This window comes from Micromonospora sp. NPDC048835 (assembly GCF_040649995.1).
Taxonomy (GTDB): Bacteria; Actinomycetota; Actinomycetes; order Mycobacteriales; family Micromonosporaceae; genus Micromonospora.
Window position 1 is genome coordinate 130,639 of the sequence record NZ_JBEZGM010000004.1, and the last position, 15,062, is coordinate 145,700.

18 protein-coding genes are annotated in these 15,062 nt (G+C 72.1%); 7 read left to right on the forward strand and 11 right to left on the reverse strand.

The annotated features are described in order from the left end of the window. From AB0C15_RS07185 to AB0C15_RS07205, 5 genes are read right to left on the reverse strand one after another with little or no spacing between them, the layout of a single operon-like run. Positions 1–258 (reverse strand): UBP-type zinc finger domain-containing protein, encoded by a 258-nt coding sequence (locus AB0C15_RS07185; RefSeq protein ID WP_091401591.1) that lies wholly within the window; start codon positions 256–258, stop codon positions 1–3. Further along, positions 255–1,826 carry a Na+/H+ antiporter gene (locus tag AB0C15_RS07190; protein ID WP_357349578.1) on the reverse strand — a complete coding sequence of 524 codons (1,572 nt, stop codon included), beginning with the start codon at positions 1,824–1,826 and terminating at the stop codon, positions 255–257. Before AB0C15_RS07190 ends, AB0C15_RS07185 begins: the two co-directional genes overlap by 4 nt. A 37-nt stretch (positions 1,827–1,863) precedes the next feature. After that, positions 1,864–2,829, reverse strand: a complete 966-nt coding sequence (locus tag AB0C15_RS07195) for a TIGR03885 family FMN-dependent LLM class oxidoreductase (RefSeq protein WP_357349580.1) — start codon at positions 2,827–2,829, stop codon at positions 1,864–1,866. 40 nt (positions 2,830–2,869) lie between these two features. Further along, on the reverse strand, positions 2,870–4,285 hold the full coding sequence (locus AB0C15_RS07200) for an NADP-dependent succinic semialdehyde dehydrogenase (protein ID WP_357349582.1): 1,416 nt from the start codon (positions 4,283–4,285) through the stop codon (positions 2,870–2,872). A 12-nt stretch (positions 4,286–4,297) separates the two neighbouring features. Continuing rightward, positions 4,298–4,561 carry a DUF6343 family protein gene (locus tag AB0C15_RS07205; protein WP_357349584.1) on the reverse strand — a complete coding sequence of 88 codons (264 nt, stop codon included), beginning with the start codon at positions 4,559–4,561 and terminating at the stop codon, positions 4,298–4,300. A gap of 123 nt (positions 4,562–4,684) precedes the next feature. Between AB0C15_RS07205 and AB0C15_RS07210 the strand changes: the two genes are divergently transcribed. Next, positions 4,685–5,278: an antibiotic biosynthesis monooxygenase gene (locus AB0C15_RS07210; protein ID WP_112584652.1), complete on the forward strand. Its 594-nt coding sequence runs from the start codon at positions 4,685–4,687 to the stop codon at positions 5,276–5,278. Between the two features lie 120 nt (positions 5,279–5,398). Next, positions 5,399–6,250, forward strand: coding sequence for a GDSL-type esterase/lipase family protein (locus AB0C15_RS07215; protein ID WP_357349586.1), 852 nt, complete (start codon positions 5,399–5,401; stop codon positions 6,248–6,250). 16 nt (positions 6,251–6,266) lie between these two features. Here the strand turns inward: AB0C15_RS07215 and AB0C15_RS07220 are convergent, their stop codons facing one another. From AB0C15_RS07220 to AB0C15_RS07230, 3 genes are all read right to left on the reverse strand, one after another. Next, the gene (locus tag AB0C15_RS07220; RefSeq protein ID WP_357349588.1) at positions 6,267–7,037 is read right to left on the reverse strand and encodes an EcsC family protein; all 771 of its coding nucleotides are present in this window, start codon (positions 7,035–7,037) and stop codon (positions 6,267–6,269) included. Positions 7,038–7,086: 49 nt separating this feature from the next. Continuing rightward, a complete protein-coding gene (locus tag AB0C15_RS07225) occupies positions 7,087–7,233 on the reverse strand; it encodes a hypothetical protein (RefSeq protein ID WP_165435705.1) in 147 nt (48 codons plus the stop codon). A 106-nt stretch (positions 7,234–7,339) separates the two neighbouring features. Further along, positions 7,340–8,185, reverse strand: coding sequence for a peptidase M23 (locus AB0C15_RS07230; protein WP_357349590.1), 846 nt, complete (start codon positions 8,183–8,185; stop codon positions 7,340–7,342). A 419-nt stretch (positions 8,186–8,604) separates the two neighbouring features. On the opposite strand from AB0C15_RS07230, the gene AB0C15_RS07235 reads away from it, so the two are divergent. Genes AB0C15_RS07235 through AB0C15_RS07245 form a run of 3 tightly spaced genes read left to right on the forward strand, consistent with a single transcriptional unit; the run spans position 8,605 to position 10,695 of the window. Continuing rightward, on the forward strand, positions 8,605–9,525 hold the full coding sequence (locus AB0C15_RS07235; protein WP_357349592.1) for a PAC2 family protein: 921 nt from the start codon (positions 8,605–8,607) through the stop codon (positions 9,523–9,525). A 37-nt stretch (positions 9,526–9,562) separates the two neighbouring features. After that, on the forward strand, positions 9,563–10,360 hold the full coding sequence (locus AB0C15_RS07240; RefSeq protein WP_357349594.1) for an exodeoxyribonuclease III: 798 nt from the start codon (positions 9,563–9,565) through the stop codon (positions 10,358–10,360). 17 nt (positions 10,361–10,377) lie between these two features. Beyond that, complete coding sequence (locus AB0C15_RS07245) at positions 10,378–10,695, forward strand: antibiotic biosynthesis monooxygenase (RefSeq protein WP_357349596.1); 318 nt, start codon at positions 10,378–10,380, stop codon at positions 10,693–10,695. 39 nt (positions 10,696–10,734) lie between these two features. Here AB0C15_RS07245 and AB0C15_RS07250 read toward each other — a convergent pair whose 3' ends face one another. Further along, positions 10,735–11,703, reverse strand: a complete 969-nt coding sequence (locus AB0C15_RS07250; protein WP_357349598.1) for a zinc-binding dehydrogenase — start codon at positions 11,701–11,703, stop codon at positions 10,735–10,737. Positions 11,704–11,899: 196 nt separating this feature from the next. Between AB0C15_RS07250 and AB0C15_RS07255 the strand changes: the two genes are divergently transcribed. Further along, on the forward strand, positions 11,900–12,769 hold the full coding sequence (locus AB0C15_RS07255) for an alpha/beta hydrolase (protein WP_357349600.1): 870 nt from the start codon (positions 11,900–11,902) through the stop codon (positions 12,767–12,769). Here AB0C15_RS07255 and AB0C15_RS07260 read toward each other — a convergent pair. Together AB0C15_RS07260 and AB0C15_RS07265 are read right to left on the reverse strand one after the other, a co-directional pair. Next, positions 12,715–13,380 (reverse strand): class F sortase, encoded by a 666-nt coding sequence (locus AB0C15_RS07260; protein WP_357349887.1) that lies wholly within the window; start codon positions 13,378–13,380, stop codon positions 12,715–12,717. The two genes, AB0C15_RS07255 and AB0C15_RS07260, sit on opposite strands and share 55 nt — an antisense overlap. 253 nt (positions 13,381–13,633) lie before the next feature. Then, positions 13,634–14,296: a hypothetical protein gene (locus AB0C15_RS07265; RefSeq protein ID WP_357349602.1), complete on the reverse strand. Its 663-nt coding sequence runs from the start codon at positions 14,294–14,296 to the stop codon at positions 13,634–13,636. A 134-nt stretch (positions 14,297–14,430) separates the two neighbouring features. On the opposite strand from AB0C15_RS07265, the gene trmB reads away from it, so the two are divergent. Next, positions 14,431–15,060, forward strand: coding sequence for a tRNA (guanosine(46)-N7)-methyltransferase TrmB (trmB, locus tag AB0C15_RS07270; protein WP_357349889.1), 630 nt, complete (start codon positions 14,431–14,433; stop codon positions 15,058–15,060). The last annotated feature ends 2 nt before the right edge of the window (positions 15,061–15,062 follow it).

Consider the following 15,062-nt stretch of genomic DNA (forward strand, 5'->3'; position numbering starts at 1 on the left):
TCAGCCGATCTCCTCGTCGACGAAGCACCAGCGCCAGGCTTCGCCCGGCTGCGCCGAGCGGATCACCGGGTGGCCGGTGGACGCGAAGTGCTTGCTCGCGTGCTGGTTCGGCGACGAGTCACAGCAGCCGACCTGCCCGCAGCTCAGGCAGGTGCGCAGGTGCACCCAGTAGGTGTCGCCGATGGCGACGCAGTCCGCGCACTCGTCGGGGGTACGCGGCTCGGCGGCGCCGGCCTCGGTCAGGTGCTGACAGCTCACTTCTCAACCTCTCGCAGCAACGACTCTTCCAGGTCCAGGTCACGGTAGGCCTGTACCAGTACTTCCTCGGGGATCCGACCGGAGTCTCGGGCCGCCCGGAACACGTCCCGCTCGGCGTCGATCATCTCCTGTCGCAGCCGACCGTACGCCTGCGAGGGGGTCTCCCGCTCGTCGCCGCCGAGGCGTTCCCACGCCATGTTGGTGCGGTCGCCCACCGCCCGGCGCAGCCTGTCCACCACCGCGTCCGGGGCGCTGTCGGCCAACTCGTCGAGGCGGTCCTGGGCGGCCTTGCTGGCCTGCTGCTGCACGGCGGCCGCGGAGAGCGCGTCCTGTACCGGGTCGTCCGCCGGCAGCTTCAGCCGCCGGGCGACGAGCGGCAGGGTGGCGCCCTGGCCGACCAGGGTGAAGACGATCACGGCGAAGGCCAGCCAGATGAACAACGCCCGGGGGTACGGCTCGTCGTCGGCCAGGGTCAGCGGCAGGGCCAGCGCGGCGGCCAAGGTCACCACGCCCCGCATGCCGGCCCAGCCGATGATGATCGGGAACTTCGGTGACGGGCGGGCGTCACGGCGGCGGACCCGGGGGACCAGCCGGGCCAGGTAGGTGGCGGGGAAGAGCCAGACGAACCGGGTCAGGAAGACGGTGGCGAGCACCGCGAAGGTGATCAGGATGAGCGAGCCGACCGGCTCGTCGAGGTCGTGCAGCACCTCCCGCAGTTGCAGACCGACAAGCAGGAAGACCAGGCCCTCCAGGAGGAAGCGGACCAGCCGCCAGAACGCGCCGATCTGCAACCGGGACGCCGCCGACAGCAGCTGCGGCAACTTGTGCCCGAGCACCAGCCCGGTGACCACCACCGCGACCACACCGGAGGCGTGCAGGTGCTCGGCGGTGAACACCACCGCGAACGGGATGATCAACGACAGCGCGTTGTCGAGCAGCGGGTCACTGATCCGCCGGTGCAGGAAGCCGAACACCACCGCCCCGAGCGCCCCGATCAGGATGCCACCGCCGGTGGAGCGCAGCACCTCGATGGCGATCCGGTCGGCGCCGACCGCCGAGCCGACGGTGGCCATCGTCGCGACCCGCAGCAGCACCAGCGCGGTGGCGTCGTTGACCAGGCTCTCGCCCTCCAGGATGGTGACGACCTGGCGGGGCAGGCCGACCCGGCGGGCGACGGCCGTGGCGGCCACCGCGTCCGGCGGGGCGACCACCGCGCCGAGGGCCAGGCAGATCGCGAACGGTAGCTGCGGCAGCAGCAGGTGCAGCACCAACCCGACCACGAACGCGGTGAACAACACCAGGCCGACCGCGAGCAGCAGGATCGGCCGGATGTTGGTCTTGAACGCCGGCACCGAGGTCTCCAGCGCAGCCACGTAGAGCAGCGGCGGCAGAATGCCGACCAGCACCAACTCCGGTTCGAGGTGCACCTGCGGGAAACCCGGCACGTACGAGAGCGCCAGGCCGAAGACGACGAGCACGATCGGCGCGAGCAGACCGAGCCGACGGGCCAGCGCGGCGCCCAGGGTGGCGATCGCCAGGAAGACGACGACCGGAAACAGGCTTTCCATGGGGTACGAGCCTAGGGGTAGCCCTGTTCGACCCCGATCAGCCGCCCGGGCGCAGCTTCGGCAGCACCTCCGCGCCGAACGCGTCGATGAAGCCGCGCTGTTCCTGCCCGACGTGGTGCAGGGCGATCTGGTCGAAGCCGAGCTGCGCGTACTCCTCCAGCCAGCCGACGTGCCGGCCCAGGTCCGCCGACACGTTCACCACCTCGGCGACCCGCCGCGCCGGCACGTCGGCGGAGACCACGTCGAAGTGTTCGACGGTCTCCAGGTCCCAGCAGACCGGCGGGGCGAAGACGTTGCTGCGCCACTGGTCGTACGCGAGGGCCTCGGCCGCTGCCTGCTCCGGCGCCCAGGAGACGTGCACCTGCAGGTGCAGCGGCCCACGCCCGCCCGCGTCCCGGTAGGCGTCGATCATCTCGCGCAGGTGGGCCACCGGGGCGTTCACGGTGATCAACCCGTCCGCCCACTCGGCGCACCACCGGGCGGTGGCCACGCTGACGGCGGCGCCGACCAGCGCGGGTGGCTGCTCGGGGCGGGTCCACAGCTTGGCGCGGTCCACCCGGACCAGGCCGTCGTGGCTGACCTCCTCGCCGGCCAGCAGGGCCCGGATCACGTCCACGCACTCACGCAGCCGGGCGGCACGGACGTCCTTGCGCGGCCACGGGTCGCCGGTGATGTGCTCGTTGCTTGCCTCGCCGGTGCCCAGGGCCGCCCAGAACCGGCCCGGGTACATCGCGCCGAGGGTGCCGATCGCCTGCGCGATGATCGCCGGGTGGTACCGCTGGCCGGGCGCGTTGACCACCCCGAACGGCATGCCGGTGGCCTGCAACGCCGAGCCCAACCAGGACCAGGCGAAGCCGGACTCGCCCTGCCGGGCGCTCCACGGGGAGAAGTGGTCGGAGCACATGGCGGCGTCGAAGCCGGCCCGCTCGGCGTGCATCACCGCCTCCAACAGGGCGCGCGGACCGATCTGCTCATGGGAGGCGTGGAAGCCGAACGACGTCATGGGCACACCTCCTACCCACGACGGCGTCCGGTGATGCGTGCTACTCGGCGTGTGCCCCCGCACCGGCGGAGGCGGCGCCCTCGCCCACCCAGACCGTCTTGGTGTTGCAGAACTCCCGCATGCCCAGTGCCGACAACTCCCGCCCGTAACCGGAGTTCTTCACACCGCCGAACGGCAACTCCGGGTAGGAGGTGGTCATCCCGTTGACGAAGACGTTGCCGGCGTCCAGGTCGGTGGCGAAGCGCTCCTGCTCGGCCGGGTCCCGGGTCCAGGCGTTCGAGCCCAGCCCGAAGCTGGTGCCGTTGGCGACCTCGATCGCCTCCTCGTACGACGAGACCCGGAACAGGCCGGCGACCGGGCCGAAGACCTCCTCGGACCACATCCGCATCTGCGGGGTGAGGTCGGTGACCACCGTCGGCGGGTAGAACCAGCCGTCGCCGGTCGGCGGTTCGCCGCCGCAGAGCACTGTCGCGCCGTTGTCCACCGCGTCGCGCACCTGGGCGTGCACCTCGTCGCGGCCCCGCTCGCTGGCGAGTGGCCCGACGTCGGTGTTCGGGTCCATCGGGTCGCCGACGCGCAGCGCGGCCATGTTCGCGGCGAACTTCTCCGCGAAGGCGTCGAACACGTCGGTGTGCACGATGAACCGCTTCGCGGCGATGCAGGACTGGCCGTTGTTCTGGCAGCGGGCGGTGGTGGCCACCTCGGCGGCCCGGTCCACGTCGGCCGACGGCATCACCACGAACGGGTCGCTGCCGCCGAGTTCCAGGACTGTCTTCTTCAGCTCCCGCCCGGCGATCTGCGCGATGGACCGACCGGCGGGCTCACTGCCGGTGAGCGTCGCGGCGCGTACGCGGGGGTCGCTGAGGATGTGGTCGACGGCGTCGGAGCCGACGAGCACCGTGGTGAAGGCCCCCTCGGGGAAGCCGGCCCGCCGGAACACGTCCTCCAGCAGCAGCGCGGTCTGCGGCACGTTCGAGGCGTGCTTGAGCAGGCCGGTGTTACCGGCCATCAGCGCCGGGGCGGCGAAGCGCATCACCTGCCAGAGCGGGAAGTTCCACGGCATCACCGCGAGCACCACGCCGATCGGCTGGTAGCGGACGAACGCCCGGGTCGCCTTCACGGCGGGCGCGTCGGCCGGCTCGTCGGCGAGGAAGGCGGGGGCCTTGTCGGCGTAGAAGCGGGCGGCGGTGCCGCACTTGGTCACCTCGGCCTGCGCCGCCACGTACGTCTTGCCCATCTCCGTGGTCATGATGCGGGCGATCTCGTCGCGTTCGGCGTCAAGCAGGTCGGCCGCGGCGTTCATCCACTGGGCGCGCTTGTCGACTGTCGTCTCCCGGAGCTGGTGGAAGGCGAGGTCGGCGCGCTCGATGGCATCGTCGAGTTGCTCGGTGGACATCGCCTCATACGTCTTGAGCACCTGTCCGGTGGCGGGGTTGGTGGTGGCGATGTGGGGCATTCCGTCCTCCTGTCACTCGAACAACGAGTGTCGTACGCCCGGCTCCTCGCGGCGGCGGGCGGCGCGGCGACGCTGGATCACGACCAGGTCGACCACGGCGACCACGGCGAAGATCGCGCAGACCACGCCGAGCCAGGCGATGCCGGCCCAGAACGCCAGCACCGCGAAGAGCGCCATGATCACCAGCCCGAACCCGGCAAGGGTGAGCCGGAGGTTCAACGCGCTGTTCGCGTGGCCGACCGTGCCACGGGCGCGCCGGGGCTGCGATCTCGTCATACCCACCGACCTACCCCCGATCGGCCGGATTAAGCAGTACCGCCCGCCTGCACAGCCGCACGCGCCGGTGTGCTCCGGCACATCCGTTCGCGCTGCGGCCCCCGTCGACCGCAGGATGGGCGCATGTCGATGACCCTCGCCGTGCCGGTGACCGTCTCCATCGCCCGCCGGGTCGACCCCGGCCGGGCCAGCGAGATGGTGGCCTGGATGCGGGCCGGCACCGCGCTGGCCGAGGCGTTCCCCGGTTTCCTCGGGGCCGGTTGGGTGCAGAGCGGCCCCGGTTCGCCGGAGTGGCACATGCTCTACCGCTTCGCCGACGCCGAGACGCTGCGCCGGTGGGAGGAGTCGCCGCAGCGGCACTGGTGGCTCAGCTCGGCGCAGGGCATCGTCGAGCACACCCGGGTCGAGCGGCGTACCGGGATCGAGGGGTGGTTCGACAGGCCGCTGGAGCACTCGGTGGACCCGGTGGAGCCGGCCCCGCCCGCGTCGCCGCCCCGCTGGAAGCAGGCGGTGACCATCTGGTTGGCGTTCTTTCCGCTGAGCCTGACCGCCACCCTGCTCACGAGCCGCTTCCTGGACGCGGTGCCGCTGGCGGCCCGGGTGCTGCTGATGACCCTCTGCCTGACCCCGCTGATGACGTACCTGGTGCTGCCCCGGATCACCAGGGCGTTGCACTGGTGGCTGCACGGCCAGCGGGCCCCGTGGCGGGACGCATAGCATCTCGACGGCTTCGGTGTCGGCACTCTGCCGCATACCCGACAGCAACTTCCCGACAAGCCCCGTCCTGCGCATAGAGTTACCGCGCTGTCGCTCTGTGCTGCGGGAACGGGAGACGTCATGCCTCGACGCTGGGTCGCCGCCCTGGCCTGTCTCGCGGCGCTGGTGGCGCTGGCCTGCGAGGGCGGCAACTCCGCGGACCCCCGCCCCACCACGAGCGCCCCGCCGTCGAGCGGGCCCGGCGGCATCGCCGCCCTCGGTGACTCGATCAGCACCGGCTTCGCGTCCTGTCTGGTGCTCACCTCGTGCGAGCGGAACTCCTGGTCGACCGGGGACGGGCTGCGGGTGCAGAGCCACTACCGGCGGCTACTCGAACAGAGTTCGGCGATCCGGGGCCGAACGTACAACCATGCCCGTCCCGGCGCCCGCGCGGACGCTCTCGCCGGTCAGGCCCAGGCTGCGGTACGCGACCGCGCCGACTACATCACCGTCCTGATCGGGGCCAACGACGTCTGCCGGGGCGGGGTGGACGCGATGACTCCGGTGGCGCAGTTCCGGGGCGACGTAGACCGGGGCCTGCGGGTCCTGCGGACCGGTCGGCCGAAGGCCCGGGTGCTGGTGGTGAGCATCCCCGACCTGTACCGGCTCTGGGAGGTCGGGCACGACGACCCTCGGGTGACCCGCGCGTGGCGGCGAGGCATCTGCCCGGCCCTGCTGGCCGAGGCGACCTCGACCGCGCCCGCCGACAAGGCACGCCGGGCCGCCGTTCGGGACCGGATCGACGCGTACAACGCCGAGTTGAAGGCGGCCTGCCGGGCGTACGGATCACGGTGCCGGCACGACGGCGGCGCGTTGCACAGGGTCCGGTTCACCCTGGACCTGCTCAACCCGTTGGACTGGTTCCACCCCAACGCCACCGGCCAGGGCCGGATCGCCGAGGTGACCTGGCGCTCCTCCGGCCTGGCCAGCTGACGACACGGGCCGCAGGTCAGGGCTGGCGCGGCTCCGGGACTGCGCTGCCACGGGCCTGGTAGAGGGCCCGGGACCGTTTGGCGAGATCCTTTGTGGCCGACGAGTTGGCCCAGGTGCCAAGCACGATTGCCGCACCGGGGACGATCTTGGCGACCATCCGCTTCGCGGCCCGGACGCCGGCCATCTGGGCCAGCCGGACACTGAGTTGCAGCATGACCCGACCGAGTGGACGCTGGCCGCCCAGACCGAAGAGCGCGTCGGCGCGCTCCCGGCCGGCGGCCACGCCGAGCGCCAACCGGGCACTCTCGGCGACCTTGTGCACCCGCTGGAGCACCAGCAGGTCGGTGGCCCGATCGCCGTGCAGCGGGTCGACGTCGTACGCGGCGGCGATGTGCAGCACCATCCGCGCCTGGGTCCAGGCCAGCACGCCGACGTCGATCACGGCCCCGGGCAACCCGGCCGCGCCGGAGACCGCCCCGGAGAGCCGGGCCAGGTTGACGAACTTGCGGGCCGCCTGGTCGGCCAGGGCGTCAGCGGAGATTCCGGGTTGCTCGGCCCGGGCGCGAGCGACCCACTGCGCGGCTTCCGGCCCGAGGCGGCGCACCGCCTCCAGGGAGAGGTGCTCCGGCGCGTACTGCGGGTCGTCACGCATCCGGTCCCAGAGACGGGCCGGCGGGCCCTCCGGGGCGTCCACCGGTGCCGCCGGCAGGTTGACGGGCGGCAGGTCGACGGGCGGCTGAGGAGTCGGCACGGCGGGCTGACCGCCGACGGGCGGAGTGTCGGTCACCAGGTCTCCCCAGGGGTGGAAACGGTGGACAGGGCGGCCGATGGAGCGGTCAGCGGCGGCGGTTGGACAGCCTGGCCGCCAACCCCTTCAGCTTCTGCTGGTTGGCCGGCTTGGCCATCTCGCGACGGCCGCGCTCGACCAGCTGCTGCCCCTTCGGCGATCTCAGGAACGTGGTGATCCGCTGCATCAGTGACATGGCGTCCTCCTGTCGGTGGTCCCAGACTCATGTGTACCTCGAACCCGCAACACATGTACCCGGGATGCGACAGCCTCAACCCTGACCGTCCACAGTGGTCGGTACGTTACCGCCCCGCCGGCACGATGGCGTCGACGACCCGGGTGGCCCGCCACTCGTGCTGCTGGTAATGGTCGGGGTACGCGGAGACCTGCACCGCCTGAGCGGCGTCGGTGAGCCGCATCTGCTGCCAGCCGGGCACCTGCTCCAGCGCGCTGAGGAACTGCCGGGTGGCGAACTCCGGGTCCATCAGCCGGCCCACCGGGCCCCAGCCGCTGCTGGAACGCTGCTGGAACAACCCGACCGAGTCATGGTCCCAGCCGACGCCCTGGTGCGGGTAGTCCTGCGACTCGGGCAGCACACCGCTTGCGACGTTGTAGAGATTGCTCTCCTGCATGGCGGTGGCCACCGCGATCACCAGCCCGCGGCGGGGCACCCCCATCTCGCGGCCGGTACGGACGATCGCCTCGGCGTTCTCCATCTGGGCCCGGTCCAGGCCGGCGACGGGAGCCGGGCGGGTCGGGCGAACCGGCTTGGCCTTGCGGGCCGGCGCGGTGGTGTCCGGGTCGGCCGGGGTCGCCGTGGCGGACGCGCTCGGGGCGGCCGTCCGGTCGAGGGACCGGGAGGCGCGCTGCTGCTCGGCGCGCTGCGCCATCTCCGAGGTGGAGGGCGAGGCGACCCGGGTCGCCGCGTCGGCGTCCTCGTTGCGCACCTGGGCGGTGGCCGCCAGCCCGAGGCAGCACACCACACCGGTAGCGAGGGCCACCTGCGCCCGGCGTCGACCGGTCAGGTCCCGGGCGTACGCCCGGAGCCGGCTCGCGGCGGTTGTCCGTTCGGCTGAGGTGCCACCCTCCGTATCGGTAGTGGGGTTGCTCGGGGCGTACGGGTCGTCGAGGGTGCCGTCGTCACGCATCAACCGAGGCTAGGCAGGCCAGAACCCCGATCACGCACGGTGATCACGTGGTGATCGACACAGATCGGGCTGGTGCTGGTGGACGACCCGGGCGGGTCGCTGCACCCAGGGAACGTACCTCGCGTACCGGATGAAGCTGGCTTCGCACGCGGACCGGCACGGACCGGCGCAGGCCCGGACATCGGACCGTCGAGCCTGACATGATCGACAAACTCGGCTTTTGGGCCTAACCGCCCTCGACCGATCAGTCGACAGGCTCGACCTGGTGGCGTAAAGAGACGATTGGTCCGGTCACGCCCACGACCCGGCCAACGGATCGCCCGACGCAGGAATGCAGCAGGATGGCGGGTACGTTGCCCGAACGGGTGCCCTCCGTCGCGACGGCACCCCGCAGGCACATTTCAGGGAGGTCCGCACCGGTGCTCGACCCACACGAGCTCTACCAGCTCACCGACGATCTGCCCGACCTCGGGCAGCCGGTCCTGATCCAGGCCCTCACCGGGTTCGTGGACGCCGGAAACGCCAGCCGACTGGCGCGTGAGCAGCTACTCACCTCGCTGGAGGGTCGGCCGATCGCCACCTTCGACGTCGACCAGCTCTTCGACTACCGATCTCGACGACCGGTGATGACCTTCGTCGAGGACCACTGGGAGAGCGTCGACGCGCCCAAGCTGGAGCTGCACCTGCTGCAGGACGACGACGAGACCCCCTTCCTGCTGCTCACCGGCCCCGAGCCGGACCTGCAGTGGGAACGTTTCGTGGCCGCCATCGCCGGGCTCGCCGCGCGGTTGGACGTGCGGCTCACCGTGGGGCTCAACTCGATCCCGATGGCGGTCCCGCACACCCGACCGACCGGGGTGACCGCGCACGCCACCCGCCCCGAGCTGATCAGCGGTTACGAGCCCTGGCTGCAACGCGTCCAGGTGCCCGGCAGCGTCGGTCACCTGTTGGAGTTCCGCCTCGGCGAGCAGGGCCGCGACGCGCTGGGCTTCGCGGCCCACGTGCCGCACTACGTGGCGCAGACCGAGTACCCGGCCGCCGCCGAGGTGCTCCTCGCCTCGGTGTCGCGCAGCACCGGGCTGCTGCTGCCCGGCGACGGACTGCGCTCGGCCGCCGAGGTGGTCCGGGTGGAGATCGACCGACAGGTCGCCCAGACCGACGACGCCGCCGCCCTGGTCCAGGCCCTGGAGGAGCAGTACGACGCGTTCGCCCGAGGTCGGGGCGAGAAGAGCCTGCTCGCCCCGGACGCCGGCCCGCTGCCCACCGCCGACGAACTCGGTGCCGAACTGGAACGTTTCCTGGCCGAACAGACCCGTCCCGGCGACACCCCGGGCAGCTGACCCGGCGTCGCGGGGGCGGATGCGGCAGGCTGGGGGCATGCGCCTGGCGACCTGGAACGTCAACTCGGTGAAGGCCCGCCTCCCCCGGCTGCTCGAATGGCTGGCCGACACCGGGCCGGACGTCGTCTGCCTGCAGGAGACCAAGTGCCCGGACGGTGCCTTCCCGGCCACCGAGGTGGGCGAACTGGGCTACACGGTGGCCAGCCACAGCGACGGCCGGTGGAACGGCGTGGCCATCCTGTCCCGGGTCGGGCTGGACGACGTCCGGGTCGGCTTCACCGACGAGCCCGGCTTCCCCGAGCCGGAGGCCCGCGCCATCTCCGCCACCTGCGACGGGGTGCGGGTCTGGTCGGTGTACGTGCCCAACGGCCGGACGCCGGAAGACCCGCACTACGCGTACAAGTTGGCCTGGTTCGCGGCGCTGCGCGACGCGCTGGAGACCGAGCTGGCCGGCGGACTTCCGCTTGCGGTCAGCGGCGACTTCAACGTCGCCCCGACCGACGCCGACGTCTGGGACCCGGCGGTCTTCACCCACTCCACGCACGTCACCCCGGCCGAGCGGTCGGCCCTCGCGGCACTGCGCGACCTGGGCCTCAGCGACGTCGTGCCCACCCCGATGAAGGGCCCGCACCCCTTCACCTACTGGGACTACCGAGCCGGCATGTTCCACCAGAACAAGGGCATGAGAATCGATCTGGTGTACGCGTCCGCGCCGTTCGCCCGAGCGGTCCGCGCCGCGTACGTGGACCGCGAAGCCCGCAAGGGCAAAGGCCCCTCCGACCACGCGCCGATCGTGGTCGACGCGGACCTGGTGCCCGCGGTCGAGACGTTCTGAGTGGCTAGGGTGGGCAGATGGCAGTCGTGAAGATCAACGCAATCGACGTCCCACCCGGTGGCGGCGCGGAGTTGGAGAAGCGGTTCGCCGCTCGGGCCGGCGCGGTGGAGAACTCCCCCGGCTTCCTCGGCTTCGAACTGCTCCGCCCGGTGGCCGGCGAGACCCGCTACTTCGTCTACACCAGGTGGGAGAGCGAAGAAGCGTTCCAGGCGTGGGCCGCCGGCCCGTCCCGCGCCGCCCACGCCACCGCACCCGGCGACAAGCCCCGCCCGCCGGTCTCCACCGGAGCCAGCCTGCTGGAGTTCGAGGTGGCGCTGCACGTCCCCCAGCCCTAGCCGGGCGCCGAGGGTCACCACAGCGGTCCGCGACCCGCCTCACGGAATGAGCAGGGCCTTGCCCGGGATCGAGCGCGCCTCCATCGCGCGGTGAGCGTCAGCCGCGCGGGACAGCGGATACTCGCGTGCGATCACCGGGCGCATCCGCCCCTCCACCGTCCCGGTCAGGGCCCGGCTCGCGAGCCGCACCATCTCCGTCGCCTCGAACTGGACGTCCGCGATGCCGTGTACGTCGATGCCGCGCGCTCGCGCGCCTCCCAGGTCCACCGTGGCGAAGGTGCCACTCGCCGCCCCATGGGTCGAGACCCGCCCGCCGTCGGCCACCAGGTGGAAGGCGTCCCCGCCCAGGTCTCCCCCGACACCGTCCAGCAGCACATCGACGGGCAGACCACCTAGGGCTTCGCGCACCGCGTCGGCCCACCCCTCTCCGGCGTAGTCGACGACAGCGTCCGCGCCGAGCCGTCGTACCAGTGTGAGCTTGTCCGCGCCACGGGCCGCGCCCACGACCTGCGCACCGAGACCGTGGGCGAGCTGAACGAGCAGCGTTCCCATGCCGCCCGCGGCCCCCAGGATCAGCACCCGGTCGCCAGGCTTGACGCCGAGGCCGTCGATGATGCCCATGGCGGTCACGCCGTCGTGCGCGAGAGCGGCCGCTTCCCGCAGGCCCAGGCCGTCGGGGACCGGCACCAACCGGTCGACGCTGGCCCGAACCAGTTCGGCGTACGAACCCCGCGTCCCGGCACCCGCGACGACCCGGCGGCCCAGCCAGGACGCAGAGACGTCCGGCCCGGTGGAGACGACCGTTCCGGCCGCTGCGCCGCCCGGCACGTACGGCGGGATGACGCCGAACCTCTCACCCCAGCCACCGCGGATCTGGGTTTCCACGTAGATCGTGTCCACGGCCTCGGCCCGAACAACGACCTCACCCTCCCCGGCCTGCGGATCGGGCAGGTCCACCGAGGTCAGAACCTCCGGACCCCCGTACGAAGAGACCTGGATCGCGCGCACGTGTGTCTCCGATCAGGCGCAGTCGACGGCTCAGAGCCGCCTCGACGTGTCTTCTCAGCGACGCTAGGACTTGAACGCCGGTTGAGGTCAAGCGGGAGTTGATAGCGTCGAAACGGCCTGAGCGGTAGCCGGCCACCAGGCGCCCTGCCACGCCGTTCGCCCGGGGCGCATCCCAAGCTGCGGGGGGATTCTGGCGATGTTCGACGGCTTCGACGTGTTCGACATCGAGACGCGTGGCGCGACGATCCACGGCCGCCGAGGTGGCAGCGGGCCACCCGTTCTGCTGCTGCACGGAATCCCCGAGACGCACCTCATGTGGCACAAGGTCGCGCCACGGCTCGCCGAGAAGTACACGGTCGTCGCCACCGACCTGCGCGGTTGGGGCGACAGCGGCACCCCGCCCAGCACGTCGGATCACGAGCCGTACGGCATGCGCGCCATCGCCCGCGACCAGGTCGAGGTGATGCGCAGCATGGGTTACGAGCAGTTCCGGCTCGTCGGCCACGATCGTGGGGCCCGTTGCGCGTACCGTCTCGCGCTTGACGAACCGGACGCCGTCACCCGGTTGGCCGTCATGGACGTGGTTCCCATCGGCGACGTCTACAACCGCGCGGACCGGGCGTTCAGCCTCTCCTACTGGGTCTGGTCCTTCCTGGCGGCACCGGAGCCGGTGCCCGAGCGGTTCATCGAGGCAGCACCCGCGGTGCTCGTCGACTTCATGCTCGACACCTGGCCCGAGGTCAAGGACGCCTTCCCGGCCGAGGTACGGGCGGCGTACGTCGAGCAGTTCAGCGACCCCGCCACGGCGCACGCGATCTGTGCGGAGTTCCGCGCCGCCGCGACGGTGGACTACCAGCAGGACGAGGCCGAGGCCGATGCCGTCGACCTCCACCCGCCGGTGCCGGCTACCCAGCGCTTGATCCACTCGGGTTCATTGACGTCGGGGTGTCCGGGTGACGTGGTTACCCCGGTTTCCGGGAAGGCGAGTGGATCAAGCGCCGCAACCGCCGGTCAGGACGTGCGGGAACTCTTCAGGGTGGCGAAGGCGATGACGTTGTCCGCGTAGCCGGTGCGACCCCCGATGAACTGCCCACCGCAGGTGATCAACCGCAGCCCCGGTGGGCCGTCGTGGCCGTAGATCCGCTCGGCGGGCAACTGGTCCTTCGGGAAGTGCTCGACGGTGTCCACCCGGAACACCACCACCGACTCGTCCGCCCGGGCCACCTCGACCAGGTCGCCGGGCTTGAGCTTGCCCAGGTCGTAGAAGACCGACGGGCCGGTCTTCGTGTCCACATGCCCGACGATCACCGCTGGGCCGGGCTCGCCGGGGGTGGGCCCACGGTCGTACCAGCCGGTCTCGTTGTGCTTCTCCAACGGCGGCACGGCGATCGAGCCGTCCCGTGCCTGCCCGACGGGCGCCACCGGCGCGGCCACCTTGATCGCCGGGACGCTGAGGCGCACCGGCCGGCTGGCCGACAACCCGACAGACTCACTGCGGGCTGGTCGGTCGCCGCCGGCCGGGGCGAAGTCGAGGGGACCGACCGAGCGGCCCAGCCCGGCCCCCGTGGCGAAGACCCCGGCCAACACCAAGACCACGGCCAGGGGTACGGACCAGGGGCTGCGGCCGGACGGACGACTACGCCGGGGTGCGACGGCGGTCGGCGGACGGGCAGCCACCGACGGTCGGTCGGGATCCCGTAGCCGGTCGGGGTCCGGTAGCCGGTCGGGATCCGGCAGGCGCTGCGGTTCCGGCCGGCGGTCGTCGTCCGGCCAATCGTCGTCCACGGGCAGCCGTACCTCGTCAGGCGGCGACGCGGGACGGCCGGCGAACGGCTGGCGCACACCACCGGGCGGCGACGCGGGACGGCCGGCGAACGGCTGGCGTGAACCGGCCGGCGGCGGTGTGGGGCGGAAGATCTCCATGGCGGCCTCAGCGACGCACGGCTGCTCGGGGGCGACGCAGCGCCAGCACGGCGACGACAAGCCCGGTGATGGTCAGCGCCGCGCCGACGGGCAGCAGCAGCCTGCCGGTCATCCCGCCGCTGCTCCCACCGAAGCCGGTCGCCGGACCACGGCTGGGTTGGACGGGAACCTTCTTGACCACCTGGAGCATCGTCGATGCGGTCTCGCCGTCGCGGCACTCCAGCTTGACCCGGTAGTTGCCGGGGCGGGTGCGCTCGCGCACCATCGGCGCGGCGGTGAGCACCCCGCGCTGCGGTTGCACGCCGACCGCCCCGAAGGCGTCGGAGACGACTGTGGCGCCCACCGAGTTGTCCCGACAGCTCGCCCGGATGCCGACCAGGTACCCGGGCTGCACGGTGCTGGGGCTCACCTCGACGAAGATGTCCACCGGCGGCGTCGGCTGAGGCGCGCCACCTGGCGGGCCCTCCGGCTGCGGCCCGGGCGCAACGGCGACAGCCCGCTCCGGCGCGGCGGCGAGGGCGGGCGCGGCCAGCAGCGGGCCGGCGAACACGGTCACCAGCGACAGGGCCACGAGGCGGCGGGTCACTGTCACGATGCCCCCTTCCGACGCCGTGCGGCCCGGGTCGGGCAGCGGTTCAGCCGACCTGCCGTACCAGTTGGATCCTCTCATTTCCGGTCGCACATCACATCCGATCCGCCGGCGGAGTCGCGTACGCTCGGGTCGCTGTGACCGCCACCGACCATGACCCCGCCGTCCCGCCCGCGAGCCGGACGATCCGCACGTTCCACCCCCGCCGGGGTCGGATGAGCGACCGGCAGACCGACGCGCTGAGCCGGCTCTGGCCCGCGTACGGCCTGGACGTGCCGGACGGACCTGTCGTGCCCGTCGACCTGGCCGACCTGTTCGGTCGCCGGGCGCCGGTGGTGCTGGAGATCGGCTCGGGCATGGGCGACAGCACCGCCGCGATGGCTGCCGCCGACCCGGATCGAGATTATCTGGCGGTCGAGGTGCACACGCCGGGAATCGCCAACCTGCTCGACCTGGTGGACCGCGGCGGCCTGAGCAACGTACGGGTGGCGCAGGGCGACGCGTTGTCCCTGGTCAGCGGCTTGCCCGAGGGCTCACTGGATGCCGTACACGTCTTCTTTCCGGACCCGTGGCCGAAGTCCCGGCACCACAAGCGGCGGATCATCCAGCCGACGCACGTGGCGCTGCTGCGGTCCCGGCTGCGGCCCGGCGGCGTGCTGCACTGCGCGACCGACTGGGCCGAGTACGCCGAGGCGATGCGGGAGACCCTGGAGGCGGACCCGGAGTTGGTGGACACGTACGGCGGCTTCGCGCCGCGTCCGGCGCACCGGCCGGTGACGAAGTTCGAGCGGCGGGCGATCACGGCCGGTCGGCCGGTCGCCGACCTGCTGTACCGGCGACGGTGACC

Bases quoted from the DNA above. Each gene is read 5' to 3' on its own strand.
- AB0C15_RS07240 (WP_357349594.1), top strand. From the start codon at position 9,563: ATGCGCCTGGCGACCTGGAACGTCAACTCGGTGAAGGCCCGCCTCCCC.
- AB0C15_RS07195 (WP_357349580.1), bottom strand. From the start codon at position 2,829: ATGACGTCGTTCGGCTTCCACGCCTCCCATGAGCAGATCGGTCCGCGC.
- AB0C15_RS07215 (WP_357349586.1), top strand. From the start codon at position 5,399: ATGCCTCGACGCTGGGTCGCCGCCCTGGCCTGTCTCGCGGCGCTGGTG.
- AB0C15_RS07210 (WP_112584652.1), top strand. From the start codon at position 4,685: ATGTCGATGACCCTCGCCGTGCCGGTGACCGTCTCCATCGCCCGCCGG.
- AB0C15_RS07200 (WP_357349582.1), bottom strand. From the start codon at position 4,285: ATGCCCCACATCGCCACCACCAACCCCGCCACCGGACAGGTGCTCAAG.
- AB0C15_RS07190 (WP_357349578.1), bottom strand. From the start codon at position 1,826: ATGGAAAGCCTGTTTCCGGTCGTCGTCTTCCTGGCGATCGCCACCCTG.
- AB0C15_RS07230 (WP_357349590.1), bottom strand. From the start codon at position 8,185: ATGCGTGACGACGGCACCCTCGACGACCCGTACGCCCCGAGCAACCCC.
- AB0C15_RS07225 (WP_165435705.1), bottom strand. From the start codon at position 7,233: ATGTCACTGATGCAGCGGATCACCACGTTCCTGAGATCGCCGAAGGGG.
- AB0C15_RS07265 (WP_357349602.1), bottom strand. From the start codon at position 14,296: ATGAGAGGATCCAACTGGTACGGCAGGTCGGCTGAACCGCTGCCCGAC.
- trmB (WP_357349889.1), top strand. From the start codon at position 14,431: ATGAGCGACCGGCAGACCGACGCGCTGAGCCGGCTCTGGCCCGCGTAC.
- AB0C15_RS07205 (WP_357349584.1), bottom strand. From the start codon at position 4,561: ATGACGAGATCGCAGCCCCGGCGCGCCCGTGGCACGGTCGGCCACGCG.
- AB0C15_RS07255 (WP_357349600.1), top strand. From the start codon at position 11,900: ATGTTCGACGGCTTCGACGTGTTCGACATCGAGACGCGTGGCGCGACG.
- AB0C15_RS07245 (WP_357349596.1), top strand. From the start codon at position 10,378: ATGGCAGTCGTGAAGATCAACGCAATCGACGTCCCACCCGGTGGCGGC.